This window comes from Streptomyces sp. NPDC001880 (genome assembly GCF_053594575.1).
Map to the genome: position 1 here is coordinate 1 of NZ_JBSFET010000121.1, position 13,050 is coordinate 13,050.

The 13,050-nt window shown below is 69.2% G+C and carries 10 protein-coding genes, 1 pseudogene and 1 riboswitch; of the genes and pseudogenes, 5 read left to right on the top strand and 6 right to left on the bottom strand.

The window, feature by feature from the left end; all coding sequences use genetic code 11:
- Positions 1-193 precede the first annotated feature (193 nt).
- The 5 genes from ACWCQ6_RS32755 to ACWCQ6_RS32775 all read right to left on the bottom strand — a co-directional run bounded on the left by ACWCQ6_RS32755 (position 194) and on the right by ACWCQ6_RS32775 (position 6,145).
- Positions 194-1,966: an ABC transporter substrate-binding protein gene (locus ACWCQ6_RS32755; RefSeq protein WP_451095455.1), complete on the bottom strand. Its 1,773-nt coding sequence runs from the start codon at positions 1,964-1,966 to the stop codon at positions 194-196.
- Between the two features lie 95 nt (positions 1,967-2,061).
- Positions 2,062-3,066 (bottom strand): ABC transporter permease, encoded by a 1,005-nt coding sequence (locus ACWCQ6_RS32760; protein ID WP_451095457.1) that lies wholly within the window; start codon positions 3,064-3,066, stop codon positions 2,062-2,064.
- 645 nt (positions 3,067-3,711) lie between these two features.
- Positions 3,712-4,491 (bottom strand): enhanced serine sensitivity protein SseB C-terminal domain-containing protein, encoded by a 780-nt coding sequence (locus ACWCQ6_RS32765; protein WP_451095459.1) that lies wholly within the window; start codon positions 4,489-4,491, stop codon positions 3,712-3,714.
- Between the two features lie 154 nt (positions 4,492-4,645).
- On the bottom strand, positions 4,646-5,416 hold the full coding sequence (locus tag ACWCQ6_RS32770) for an enhanced serine sensitivity protein SseB (protein WP_451095461.1): 771 nt from the start codon (positions 5,414-5,416) through the stop codon (positions 4,646-4,648).
- Positions 5,417-5,452: 36 nt separating this feature from the next.
- Entirely contained in the window at positions 5,453-6,145 is a 693-nt protein-coding gene (locus tag ACWCQ6_RS32775) for an AAA family ATPase (protein WP_451095463.1), read from the bottom strand.
- A 159-nt stretch (positions 6,146-6,304) separates the two neighbouring features.
- A riboswitch (glycine riboswitch) is annotated at positions 6,305-6,402 on the top strand.
- Between the two features lie 142 nt (positions 6,403-6,544).
- On the opposite strand from ACWCQ6_RS32775, the gene gcvT reads away from it, so the two are divergent.
- From gcvT to ACWCQ6_RS32800, 5 genes and pseudogenes are all read left to right on the top strand, one after another.
- On the top strand, positions 6,545-7,660 hold the full coding sequence (gcvT, locus tag ACWCQ6_RS32780; RefSeq protein ID WP_451095465.1) for a glycine cleavage system aminomethyltransferase GcvT: 1,116 nt from the start codon (positions 6,545-6,547) through the stop codon (positions 7,658-7,660).
- A 92-nt stretch (positions 7,661-7,752) separates the two neighbouring features.
- A complete protein-coding gene (gcvH, locus tag ACWCQ6_RS32785; RefSeq protein ID WP_451095467.1) occupies positions 7,753-8,130 on the top strand; it encodes a glycine cleavage system protein GcvH in 378 nt (125 codons plus the stop codon).
- 20 nt (positions 8,131-8,150) lie between these two features.
- Positions 8,151-9,410: a serine hydroxymethyltransferase gene (glyA, locus tag ACWCQ6_RS32790; RefSeq protein ID WP_451095469.1), complete on the top strand. Its 1,260-nt coding sequence runs from the start codon at positions 8,151-8,153 to the stop codon at positions 9,408-9,410.
- Between the two features lie 155 nt (positions 9,411-9,565).
- The gene (locus ACWCQ6_RS32795; protein ID WP_451095471.1) at positions 9,566-10,948 is read left to right on the top strand and encodes an L-serine ammonia-lyase; all 1,383 of its coding nucleotides are present in this window, start codon (positions 9,566-9,568) and stop codon (positions 10,946-10,948) included.
- 100 nt (positions 10,949-11,048) lie between these two features.
- A pseudogene (locus ACWCQ6_RS32800) lies at positions 11,049-11,324 on the top strand (SulP family inorganic anion transporter); the annotation flags it as partial.
- Here the strand turns inward: ACWCQ6_RS32800 and ACWCQ6_RS32805 are convergent.
- Entirely contained in the window at positions 11,301-12,593 is a 1,293-nt protein-coding gene (locus tag ACWCQ6_RS32805; protein ID WP_451095473.1) for a cytochrome P450, read from the bottom strand. The pseudogene ACWCQ6_RS32800 and the gene ACWCQ6_RS32805 sit on opposite strands and share 24 nt — an antisense overlap.
- Positions 12,594-13,050 lie beyond the last annotated feature (457 nt).

Below are 13,050 nucleotides of genomic sequence, written 5' to 3' on the forward strand. Positions count from 1 at the left end.
CCAGAGCTGGAAGGCGACGGTTCGTCTCGTGCTTCCGGAGCGGTCGACGTTCCTGTGGACTGGCGGAAGCGTTGAGGCCCTCGTGGGGGCTCCCGGCCACCGCCCCGGCCATCACCTGCCCTTCGGACTGGCGGGTTTCGGCGGCGGTGGAACAGTCAACCGGGTTGACTGCACATACTGTTGACTACAGCGACTACTTGACGACGCCGAGCGAGACGTAGTCGTAACGGCCGTTGTAGGCGTCGGACATGTAGGCGTTCGTCAGTCGGCTGCCGCGCCAGGTGATGTTCTTCTCGTAGATGAAGGGCATCCAGTCGGCCTGGTCGAGGATCCGCTTGTCGAGCTCCTTGTAGATCTCACCGGCCTTGACCGGGTCGGTCTCCGCGATCGCCCGGTCGAAGATCTTGTCGATCTCCGGGTCCTTCAGCTGCGACTCGTTGTAGTTACCGGTCTCCGAGAGGAAGCGGCTGTCCCACAGCGGCTGGCCGAAGCCCTGGCCGGACGGGAAGTCCGGGCCCCAGCCGCTCATCGTCATGCCGTAGCCGCGCTTCTTCACGACGGACGGCGAGCCGGTGATGCTGGACGACTCGGCGCCGTCGATCGGGTCGACCTCGACCTTGATGCCGACCTTGCCGAGCTGCTCCTGGAGCGCCTCGGCGGTGTCGACCTCGCCCGGGTTGTTGTTACGGGCGGTGAGCTTGGTGGAGAAGCCGGTCGGGTGACCGCACTGCTTCAGCTCGTCCTTGGCCTTGGCGAGGTCCGGCTTGCCCTTGCGGGCGAGGATTCCGTACGGGTCGTAGTCGCTGTGACCCTTGATGGAGACCGGCAGGGTGCTGTTGGCGATCGCACCACCGGCGATCTCGCCACCGCGGGTCTGCTGGAGACCGGCGAAGTCCGTGGCGTAGAAGACGGCCTTGCGGCAGTGGACGTCGTCGAACGGCTTCGCGGTGTGGACGAGCGCGACGTAGCGGACGAAGGACGTCTGCATGTTGTCGACGCTGTCCTTGTACTTCTGGACGGCGGTGACGCGGCCGGACTGGGTCATGCCGGTGCCGTTGAGGTCGACGTCGTAGTCGCCCTCCATCAGCTTCTTGTCGTTCTCCTCCAGGTTGGCGGAGATCGTCACGGTGACCTTGTCCGGCAGCGCGGCGCGAATCGGGTCCGAGGACTTCTGCCACTTGTCGTTGCGCACGAGCACGATGCTCTTGCCCGGCTTGTACGTCTCGAACTTGTACGGGCCGGCGGAGAACGGCCGCTGGGTGTACTTCGCGCCGGTGTCCTTGTCCGCCTTCACGGGCGAGCCGGACGGCATGGCGAGGAACTGCTCGAAGTCACCGTTGGGCTTGGGCAGATGGAAGATGATGGTGTTGTCGTCGGGCGTCTCGATCGCCTTGAGACCGAGCTTGTCCGCGGACTTGTCCTTGTAGGGGCCCTTGTACTCGCTCTTGGGGTCCAGCGTCTGCTTCAGGTACTGCGGGCCACCGGTGATGGTGTCCGTCGCCCAGATGCGCTCGATGCCGTACTTGACGTCCTTGGAGGTCAGCTTGGAGCCGTCCTCCCAGGTCAGACCATCACGCAGCTTGTAGGTGTAGGTCTTGCCGCCGTCCGTGATCTCGCCGGGGCCGGTGGCCAGGTCGCCGACCAGCTTGGTGGAGGCCGCACCCGGCTTGGTGTCGTACGTGACCAGCTGACGGGTGTAGAAGCGCATGAAGTCCCAGGCCATGCCGTAGTAGGCGCGCTGGGGGTCGGCGGAGTCGAGGTCCTGCTTCCCGACCATCTTCAGCGTTCCGCCCTTTTTGGTGGACGGGTTGGCGACCTTGTTGAACGCCGCGTTGAAGCCGGCGCCCTTCGACTTGCCGCCGCTCTCGTTGTCGTCGCCGCCGCCGCACGCCGTGGTGGTCATCAGCGCCGCGACCACGAGGGCCGCACCAGCGGTGAGCCGTCGTTTCGAGGTAACTGTGGACATTTTCTCGCAACCTCCGAGATCGCGGTCCCAGGCCGTTGCTTGCCGGAGAACCATGGGAAAAGCCACCTGACGATGCGGCAGGGGCAAGTCGTGGGTTATCGGGTCCCCTTGGGGTCCAGGGCATCGCGCAGCCCGTCCCCGAAGAGGTTGAAGGCCAGCACGGTGATGAAGATCGTCACGCCGGGGAAGACCATGAACATCGGGTCGTGCTCGTACGTTTCCAGCGCGTCCCGCAGCATCCCGCCCCAGGAGGCGGTGGGCGGCCGGACACCGGCACCGAGGAAGCTCAGGGCCGCTTCGGTGAGGATGTTGGTGGGGATCATGAGCGTCGCGTAGACGGTGATCGGCGCGACCAGGTTGGGCAGCAGCTCGCGGAAGAGGATGTGCGTGCGTCCGCCGCCGAGGCTGCGTGCGGCCTCCACGTACTCGCGCTCGCGCAGCGAGAGCGTCTGCCCGCGGACGATGCGTCCCACGTACGGCCAGCCGAAGAAGCCGATGACGGCGACGAGTACGGCGATGCGCACGCCGCTGCCGGTCAGTCCGAGCAGATCGTCGGGCAGGACCGAGACCAGGGAGATGATGAAGAGGAGCTGCGGGAAGGACAGCAGCACGTCCATGATCCGGCTGATCACCGAGTCCACCCAGCCGCCGAAGTAGCCGGCGATGATCCCGAAGAGGGTGCCGAGGGCGACGGCGACCAGGGCCGCCAGGAACGCCACGAGCAGCGAGATCCGGGCGCCGTAGACGATCCGGCTGAAGACGTCGCGCCCCTTGTTGGGCTCGACGCCGAAGAGATAGTCGCTGCTCACACCGCCGAGGTCGCCCATGGGGAGATTGGTCAGCGGGTCGAGCATGTCCTGGTGGAACTCGTTGGGCGGATGTCCCAGCAGTCCGACGATGAGGGGCGCGAAGATCGCCACCACGACCAGGACGAGGACAACGATGCCACCCGTCAGGGCGACTCTGTCCTGCTTCAGGCGGTTCCAGGCGATCTGCTTGAGAGATCGTCCCTCGACCTTCTTCACCCCGGAGTCGACTGCGGGACCGTCGGCCGCGACCGGATCCGCTTCCTTGGTCGGCTCGTGCAGTGGTGCCGTCATCGTGGCAAGGACCCCTCTCAACCGGCGGTGGCCGGGCCGAACTGGCCGCTGTGCGGCGCGATCAGTCAGTCGTACACGGAGGCGGCAACACGCCCTTGCTGCGGGAGTCTTCATTGCCGTCACTACAGGTAGCCAGACCGACAGGCGAATGGATGCCTAACCGTGATGCGGTCCTGGGTGTTCCGTTATCCGGACGGATGTGAACGCCCCACGAACGCAGGTCAGTTGAGGCGGAAGAGGGGCAGGCGCTCAGATTCGCGATGCTTTCGGCACCAGATGTGTCCAGCCCGGAAATCTCGGACATGGTCGGCCGGTTGAGACACCGGGCAGGTGAACGTGCCTACACATTCAGGAAGTTGGCGCCTTACGGTCGCGTTACGGGAATCCGGCACGTACACGCGCATTCCGGGGCGCCATGGCGTGTTTCGAAAGTGGCGTCGTCCGCCCGGAGGGCGGGGCCGGGGGCGTGCGTGCGATCGCAAGGCGGAGGAAGGAGAGCGCAGCGGGCTGCGCCGACGACCGACAACGCGGCGAGCGATGGGGCCTCCCCTGCTCGGGCGAAGCCGAGAGCTCGGGGAAGTGCCGGACGCCCCCGACCAGGCGGGACTTTCGAAACACGCCCAGGGCCGGGCGGCCCCGGAAGGGTCAGTACGTGCCCTGCGGCGGGTAGCCGTAGCCCGTGGCGGGGGCCGCCGGGGCGTGTGCCTCGCGGTCGTAGAACGGGCGGGCGTTGGCACGCAGCCACATCGCGACCGGGTCGTACTCGTCGGACATCGCGACGGTGGAGACGGGCAGCCCGTCCGGGACGGCGGAGATCGACTGCTGCATCATCGCGCGCGCCGCGTCCACCGAGGGCGCGCTCGTGTCGTAGAGGTCGAGACCGATGGCGAGGTAGGGCACCCCGAGCGCGGGCTGCACCCAGGCGCGGCGCAGCGAACGGATCGCGGGGGCGCGGTGGGCGTTCTGCGCGAGCAGGGCGTAGAACTGCGGGATCTCGATGGCCGGCTCGGTGAGCCGGAGCGGGCCTGCGGGCATCCGGTCGAGCCCGGTGGCGATCCGGCGCAGATCCAGCCAGGGGATGCCGACGCCGCCGCCCGGGGCGTGCGGGTTGAGCCAGATCCCCCAGCGGTCGGGGAAGAGGGCGCGGGCGATGTCCAGGCCGCCGACCAGCTCATGGGCGCGGTTCCAGCCGCTGGCGGAGAGCTCCTGAGCGGAGGTCACGCAGGGGGCGTAGCCGAGGCCGTCGACCTCCATGTTCCCGTACTGGGCGTCGGGCGAGCCCGCCTGACCGTGCCAGAGGAGCATCCAGATCCGGCCGTTCGCGAGGGCCTTCAGCAGCGCCTCGTACGCGTCGTAGCGTCCGGGCGTCACTTGGCGCAGCATGTGCTCGACCTGCCCGGCCGCCGCGGTGCCTGACGCACTCACCTGGTCCCGCCCCTCTTCGATCCACTGTGTCGGCCGGCCGCTCCCGGGCACACGGGCGCGGCATGATGCCGAGGCACCAGCCATGAAACCAGCTTATGCGCCGGTCCTGACACCGACTTGACGCCATGGGTCGAAGCGGTGTTCCACGCCGGGGCTACTGGCCCGCCCGCTGATAGAACGGCTGGATCTTCTCCCGCATCCAGTCGCCGACCGGGTCCTGTGCCACATCGAGCAGGACGAGATTGACCGGCCAGGGCACCTCGACCCGCCCCAGAGCGCGCCCGAGGGCGTCCATCGGGGCATTGCGCCCCTCGCCCTCCCAGGTGGAGAGCTCGACGCCGACGAAGAGGACGGGGTCGCCGCCCTCGATGCTGGCCAGCGCCCGCCGGGCGGATTGCACGACGCCGCTCTCCTCGAATTCGCCGGCCGCCGCGGCGAGGAAGTCGACGGGCTCCTCCTTCCAGTCCGGCTCGTACAGCCGGACCCGACCGCCGCCGGCCGGGCCGTCCAGCGGGCTGCGTCCGACCCGGCAGAGTTCGGCCACGGCGGGGGGCGGCAGCGGCATCCCGACCGCGCCGCCGGGGTTCACGACGATGCCGAGCTGCGGGGGCAGGCCGCGGGCGAAGTCGCGGGCGGGCGCGACGGTGAAGGACATATGGCTGCCGACACAGGCGAGGAACTGCTGCTCGGAGCTGAACACGGGGACGTACGCGGCGCCCTCGATCTCCAGCGTCGCCAGGTCCAGGTCGGCCGAGTCGGGTCCGCCGCCGTTGGGCAGGGGCACCCAGACCTGACTGCGTCCGAGCACCTCGACGAGCCGTCCGCCCGCCTCCGGGACGCCCACCGAGGCCATCAGTATCTCTTCGAGCTCATTGGCCGGCCATCCGCCCTGCGGATGGGACTGGACCTGTGCCGGGATGTCCACTGCTTCCCCTTCTCGCCCACGCTTTCCGGCAGAAGATTAACGCCCGGCCCCGAGCCGCCCGTCCGTGAAGGTGATCCGGCCGATCCTTCCCGCCGCCTCCCGGTCCAGCAGCACCGCCGAGGCGCACCCCGGCAGCAGGCCCCCCTCGGTCGCCCTCAGCAGCTTGCCCACCGCCCTGCGATGCCGGGCGAAGGCGTATCCCGATACGCCGCGTCCGCGCTCGCGCTGGCCCTCTTCGGCTGTCTGCGGCGTGACGTCGAGCAGGACGAGATGCAGGGCCCGGCCCCGGCGCCGGGCGTCACGGGCCAGCCAGCCGCGCACCCACGACTGTGTTCCGCAGTCGTGGACGACGACGGACTCCCCGGAGCGCAGCACCCGCCACAGCCCCCAGTAGTGGGCGGCGCGGACGAGCGGGCGGTAAAGGGCGTACGGGAGTAAACGGGGCATGATCCGGGCCCAGCGGTCACGGGTGTCCTGGGAGTCGACGGCGTGCGCCGTCGTCACCGCCCGCCGGATGAGCGTCGACTTGCCACTGCCCGGCAGCCCGGAGACCACCACCACGTCGCCCGGGGCGAAGCGCAGGCCGCTCGGGCTGCGCCCGGACCGCTCCCGCAGATCCCGCACCACGGGCGCGTGCGTTCCGGACGCCTGTCGCGCCGCGGCCCCCGGTTGTGCGGGCACCGCGCCGTGCGCGACTCCCGCGGTCGTCGCGTACCGCTGCAACATCATCACACTCCCCCTGTCGGCTGACCCCACGTATGCCCCTGAAGTGTAAAGAAAAGGTAATGCCACACAACCGCCCACGCCGGTGAATTCCGGCAGGGTACCGGGGCCCCACTCCGGCGCGATGCGTGCGATGATGACCCGGCCAACTGCATACCGGCCGTTTGAATCCGCGCGGGAGAGTTCCGGTCACCGCATGTACCGGGCGCCGAAGGAGCAAGTTCCTCCCTTGAATCTCTCAGGCCCCGTACCGCGTGGATGAGGCAGATCTGAAAAGCGGGCCGCTTTCGCGGCTCCACCCAAGGTGCAAGCCGAACCCTTCCAGGGGGTCTCGGCGAACCTCTCAGGTTCCGATGACAGATGGGGAGGGATCGTCCTCGTCGTCATGTCCCGGGAGTCATATCCATGAGCACCGCCCCACGCCTCACCGCCCTCGATGCCCTGCACCGTTCGCTGGGCGCGACCATGACCGACTTCGCGGGCTGGGACATGCCTCTGCGGTACGCCAGCGAGCGCGACGAACACAACGCGGTGCGCACCCGGGCCGGCCTCTTCGACCTGTCGCACATGGGCGAGATCACCGTCACCGGCCCCGCGGCCGCGGCCTTCCTGAACTTCGCACTGGTCGGCAACATCGGCACGGTCGCCGTGGGCCGCGCCCGCTACACGATGATCTGCGCCGAGAACGGCGGCATCCTGGACGACCTGATCGTCTACCGGCTCGGCGAGACCGAGTACATGGTCGTCGCCAACGCGGGCAACGCCCAGATCGTGCTGGACGCGCTGACGGCGCGGGCCGAGGGCTTCGACGCCGAGGTGCGCGACGACCGCGACGCGTACGCGCTGCTCGCCGTCCAGGGCCCCGAGTCCCCGGCGATCCTGGCCGCCGTCACCGATGCCGACCTGGACGGCCTGAAGTACTACGCCGGTCTGCCCGGCACCGTCGCCGGTGTCCCCGCGCTGATCGCCCGTACCGGCTACACCGGCGAGGACGGCTTCGAGCTGTTCGTCGCCCCCGAGCACGCCGAGCAGCTCTGGAAGGCGCTGACCGAGGCGGGCGCCTCCCGCGGCCTGATCCCGTGCGGGCTCTCCTGCCGCGACACGCTGCGCCTGGAGGCGGGCATGCCGCTGTACGGGCACGAGCTGACCACGGCGCTGACCCCGTTCGACGCCGGTCTCGGCCGGGTCGTGAAGTTCGAGAAGGAAGGCGACTTCGTCGGCCGCAAGGCCCTTGAGGCCGCCGCCGAGCGCGCCGAGACCGCCCCGCCGCGCAAGCTGGTCGGGCTGGTCGCCGAGGGCCGCCGGGTGCCGCGCGCCGGCTTCTCCGTCGTCGTCGGCGACGAGGTCATCGGCGAGGTCACCTCGGGCGCCCCGTCGCCCACCCTGGGCAAGCCGATCGCCATGGCCTACGTCGACGCCGCGCACGCCACGCCGGGCACCGCGGGCGTCGGAGTGGACATCCGGGGCAGCCACGAGCCGTACGAGGTCGTGGCGCTGCCGTTCTACAAGCGCCAGAAGTGATGTCGGCGCACCCGCAGAAGTGACGCATTCGCGTCTCACACCGTAAGACCACCGTTCATCAGCACTCCCCCGCGTACAGGAGAATTCAGGTCATGAGCAACCCCCAGCAGCTGCGTTACAGCAAGGAGCACGAGTGGCTGTCGGCCGTCGAGGACGGTGTGGCCACGGTCGGTATCACCGAGCACGCGGCCAACGCGCTCGGCGATGTCGTCTACGCCCAGCTCCCCGCGGTCGGTGACACGGTGACCGCGGGCGAGACCTGTGGCGAGCTGGAGTCGACCAAGTCGGTGAGCGACCTCTACTCCCCGGTGACCGGCGAGGTCACCGAGGCGAACCAGGACGTCGTGGACGACCCGTCGCTGGTGAACTCCGCTCCCTTCGAAGGCGGCTGGCTGTTCAAGGTACGCGTCGCGGAGGAGCCGGAGGACCTGCTCTCCGCCGACGAGTACACCGAGTTCTCCGGCAACTAAAGACCCCAAGGGACCACCTGATGTCGCTTCTCAACTCCTCCCTCCATGAGCTGGACCCGGACGTCGCCGCCGCTGTCGACGCCGAGCTCCACCGTCAGCAGTCCACCCTCGAAATGATCGCCTCGGAGAACTTCGCTCCGGTCGCGGTCATGGAGGCCCAGGGCTCCGTCCTCACCAACAAGTACGCCGAGGGCTACCCCGGCCGCCGCTACTACGGCGGCTGCGAGCACGTCGACGTCGTCGAGCAGATCGCCATCGACCGCATCAAGGCGCTGTTCGGCGCCGAGGCCGCGAACGTCCAGCCGCACTCCGGTGCGCAGGCCAACGCCGCCGCGATGTTCGCGCTGCTCAAGCCGGGCGACACGATCATGGGTCTGAACCTGGCCCACGGCGGTCACCTGACCCACGGCATGAAGATCAACTTCTCTGGCAAGCTCTACAACGTGGTCCCGTACCACGTCGACGAGACCGGCGTCGTGGACATGGCCGAGGTAGAGCGTCTGGCCAAGGAGTCCAAGCCGAAGCTGATCGTCGCCGGCTGGTCCGCGTACCCGCGTCAGCTGGACTTCGCCGCCTTCCGCCGCATCGCGGACGAGGTCGGCGCGTACCTGATGGTCGACATGGCGCACTTCGCCGGCCTGGTGGCCGCGGGGCTGCACCCCAACCCGGTGCCGCACGCGCATGTCGTCACGACCACCACGCACAAGACCCTCGGCGGCCCGCGCGGCGGCGTCATCCTGTCGACGCAGGAGCTCGCCAAGAAGATCAACTCCGCGGTCTTCCCGGGCCAGCAGGGCGGCCCGCTGGAGCACGTGATCGCGGCCAAGGCGGTCTCGTTCAAGGTCGCGGCGACCGACGAGTTCAAGGAGCGCCAGCAGCGCACCCTGGACGGCGCCCGCATCCTCGCCGAGCGCCTGGTCCAGCCGGACGTCACCGAGGTCGGTGTCTCCGTGCTGTCCGGCGGCACGGACGTCCACCTGGTCCTCGTCGACCTGCGCAACTCCGAGCTGGACGGTCAGCAGGCCGAGGACCGGCTCCACGAGCTGGGCATCACGGTCAACCGGAACGCCATCCCGAACGACCCGCGGCCGCCGATGGTCACCTCGGGTCTGCGGATCGGTACGCCGGCCCTGGCGACCCGCGGTTTCCGGGCCGAGGACTTCACCGAGGTCGCGGAGATCATCGCCGCCGCGCTCAAGCCGTCCTACGACGCGGACGCCCTGAAGGCCCGCGTCGTGGCGCTGGCCGAGAAGTTCCCGCTGTACCCCGGCCTGAAGTAGTCCGGACACGTTCCGGCAACACGTTGGGGCGGGGCACCGCGCACACTGAACAGTGAGCGCGGTGCCCCGCCCTGTGCCCCCGCTCTTCGGGCCGCCCGGCCCGTACCGCACCACCCGGCAGACGACGATGTCTACCAACCCTTGAGGAGTCCCCCGTGGCCATCTCGGTCTTCGACCTGTTCTCGATCGGCATCGGCCCGTCCAGCTCCCATACGGTCGGCCCGATGCGCGCCGCCCGTATGTTCGCGCGCCGGCTGAAGAACGAGGGTCTGATCGCCCACACCGCCTCCATACGCGCCGAGCTGTACGGCTCGCTCGGTGCGACCGGTCACGGCCACGGCACCCCCAAGGCCGTCCTGCTCGGCCTGGAGGGCGAGTCGCCGCGCACCGTCGACGTGGAGTCCGCCGACGAGCGGGTGGAACAGATCCGCGCCACGCGCCGGATCAACCTCCTCGGCATGCACGAGATCGACTTCGACGCCGACGAGCAGCTGATCCTGCACCGCCGCAAGGCCCTCCCGTACCACGCGAACGGCATGACGATCTTCGCCTTCGACCGCGAGGGCGCCCCTGTCCTGGAGAAGACCTACTACTCGGTCGGCGGCGGCTTCGTCGTCGACGAGGACGCGGTGGGCGAGGACCGGATCGTGCTCGACGACACCGTGCTCAAGCACCCCTTCCGCACCGGCGACGAACTGCTGCGGCTCTCCCGGGACACCGGCCTGTCCATCTCCTCGCTGATGCTGGAGAACGAGCGGGCCTGGCGCACCGAGGACGAGATCCGCTCGGGCCTGCTGGACATCTGGCGGGTCATGCAGGCCTGCGTCTCGCGCGGCATGTCCCGCGAGGGCATCCTGCCCGGCGGCCTCAAGGTCCGCCGCCGCGCCGCGACCACCGCCCGCCAGCTGCGCGCCGAGGGCGACCCGCAGACCCACGCGATGGAGTGGATCACCCTCTACGCGATGGCGGTCAACGAGGAGAACGCGGCGGGCGGGCGGGTCGTCACCGCGCCCACCAACGGCGCCGCGGGCATCATCCCGGCGGTGCTGCACTACTACACGAACTTCGCGGCCGGCGGTGCCACCGAGGCGGAGAAGGAGGACGGCGTCGTCCGCTTCCTCCTCGCGGCCGGGGCCATCGGCATGCTCTTCAAGGAGAACGCCTCCATCTCCGGCGCCGAGGTCGGCTGCCAGGGCGAGGTCGGCTCCGCCTGCTCCATGGCCGCGGGCGCCCTCGCCGAGGCCCTCGGCGGCACCCCCGAGCAGGTCGAGAACGCCGCCGAGATCGGCATGGAACACAACCTGGGCCTGACCTGCGACCCCGTCGGCGGCCTCGTCCAGATCCCGTGCATCGAGCGCAACGGCATGGCCGCGGTCAAGGCCGTCACGGCGGCGAAGATGGCGCTGCGCGGCGACGGCAGCCACAAGGTCTCGCTCGACAAGGTCATCAAGACCATGAAGGAGACCGGCGCGGACATGAGCGTGAAGTACAAGGAGACGGCGCGGGGCGGGCTCGCGGTGAACATCATCGAGTGCTGAGCGGGGTGCTGAGGAAGCACCCCGACCCCCCGCAGTCGAGTGCTGGCGGGGGAGCATCCTGGCCGGGGCGCGTCGAGTGCCGGGGAACGCCCCCGGCCTCGCGGGGCGCGTCGCCCGCCCGGCCGACGCCACGGCGGTCACCGACCCCGGGGGCGGCCGAGTCGTCCGCTCCGTCACCGGCGAACTCTTCTTCGCCTCCGCCAACGACCCGGCCACCCGCTTCGACTACGCCGCCGACCCGGGCCGGATCGTCATCGGCCTCCGCGCAGCCCCCATCCGGGACTCCTCGTCCGTCGCCGCGCCGGACACCGTCACCACCACGTACGCACAGCGCGGCAAGACCCTGGAGACTTCAGCGCAGGTGCACCGGCAGTGACTCGATGCCGTAGACGATGGACAGCTTGCGGAAGGCCAGGTCCTGCGGCGGGACGGCGAGCCGCATCCCGGGGAACCGCCGGACCAGGGCCGGGTACGCCGTGCGCAGTTCCATGCGGGCCAGTTCGGCGCCTACGCAGCGGTGGATGCCGTGGCCGAAGGCGAGATGGCCGCCCGACGGGGTGCGGTGCGGGTCGAAGCGCCCGTCGTCCGTGACGTACGCGGCATCGCGGTTGGCGCCGCTCAGCGAGCAGAGCACCATGTCGCCCTGCGGTATGACCACGCCGCCTATCTCGATGTCGCGGCGGGCGAAGCGGGGGAAGGCGATCTGCACCGCGGAGAGGTAGCGCAGCACCTCCTCGACGAAGGGGGCGGTCATGGCGTCGTCGTCGCGTATTCGCTCCAGGACGTCCGCGTTCCGGAGCAGCACGAGGGAGCCGAGGGCGATCGTGCTGGCGGTCGTCTCGAACCCGCCGGTGAGCACACCGTCGGCGAGGCCGGCGAGTTCCTCGTCGTCGACGTTGTCGCCGTGCTCCCGCACGATCATGCCGAGCAGGCCGTCGCCGGGCTTCTCGCGCTGCGCCTTGACGACGCCCCTGAAGTACTCCAGCGACTCCGACATCGCGCCGAAGGGCGCGGTCGTTCCGGCAAAGAGGTCGAAGCGGTCCATGGCGAGCTGCTGGAAGTCGTCGCGGTCCTCGTACGGCACACCGAGCAGCTCGCAGATCGTGAGAGAGGGGATCGGCAGCGCGAACTCCTGCACCAGGTCGACCGGACCCCGGGCAGCCGCCATCGCGTCGAGGCGTTCCTCGACGATGGCATCGATCCTTGGGGTCAGCCGCCGCAGCCGACGCATCGTGAACTCCGGTGTCAGGATGCGGCGCAGTCGTGTGTGCACGGGAGGATCGCTGAACCCGAGCCCGCCGGGGCTCTGCTCGGCGGCCACTCCGGCGTTCGTCGCGAGGTGGGCGAAGTCGGTGCTGAATCCGTCGGCCGAGCCGAGAACGGCCTTCGACTCCTCGTAGCCGCTGACCACCCAGGCATCCATGCCGAAGGGCAGCGAGACCTTGTGCACCGGCCGCTTCGCCCGGGTCCTGGCCAGTTTGTCCACTGGGTCGAGGCCGTCCCTGCGCAGCATCATCAACAGGTCGTCGGGGAGCATCCGGACCGTCGAAGACCCGATCCCGTACTTCTGGATCCTGGACAGATAGGTGCGCCCGATCCGGGCGGTGATGCGAGAGCGGAACGTCGTAGTCAATCTGCACTCCATGAGTCGTCACGCGGTCCGCACACACGGTGCGGACGTAAAACAGCTGTGCAGCAGGCGCGGAGGTGAGTAGTGGCCGGCGGCGAACACGGCTTGTGCCAAACGGCATTCTGTCTCAGAGCGTGAGCAACCGGCGCCCCGGCGGCACCGGATGCGTCCGTCGGCGACCGGTCAACGGCGGCCTGCGGTTGTGTCCGCGCCGTGACGCCTGCCGCCGTTGGGTTCTGTCACAGAATCTCAACAGCATCACCGGCCCCGATTGCCTCAGAGCCCCGGGAGTTGGTAGGCATTGAGAGAACATGAGTTCACGCAGCTTGGCAGGGGGATTGAATGAAGTTCGACATGGGGGCGCAGGTTCTGACGAGTCTGTCGTCGAAGTCGCGTGGGTCGAGTGATGATCTGGGTACGTTGATCCGTCAGTTGGTGCAGGCGGCGGCGCCGTTGGAGGGGAAGTTCCACG

Excerpts from the sequence above, each read along its gene's own strand:
- gcvH (WP_451095467.1), top strand. The coding sequence starts at position 7,753 with ATGAGCAACCCCCAGCAGCTGCGTTACAGCAAGGAGCACGAGTGGCTG.
- gcvT (WP_451095465.1), top strand. The coding sequence starts at position 6,545 with ATGAGCACCGCCCCACGCCTCACCGCCCTCGATGCCCTGCACCGTTCG.
- ACWCQ6_RS32775 (WP_451095463.1), bottom strand. The coding sequence starts at position 6,145 with ATGATGTTGCAGCGGTACGCGACGACCGCGGGAGTCGCGCACGGCGCG.
- ACWCQ6_RS32760 (WP_451095457.1), bottom strand. The coding sequence starts at position 3,066 with ATGACGGCACCACTGCACGAGCCGACCAAGGAAGCGGATCCGGTCGCG.
- glyA (WP_451095469.1), top strand. The coding sequence starts at position 8,151 with ATGTCGCTTCTCAACTCCTCCCTCCATGAGCTGGACCCGGACGTCGCC.
- ACWCQ6_RS32805 (WP_451095473.1), bottom strand. The coding sequence starts at position 12,593 with ATGGAGTGCAGATTGACTACGACGTTCCGCTCTCGCATCACCGCCCGG.
- ACWCQ6_RS32755 (WP_451095455.1), bottom strand. The coding sequence starts at position 1,966 with ATGTCCACAGTTACCTCGAAACGACGGCTCACCGCTGGTGCGGCCCTC.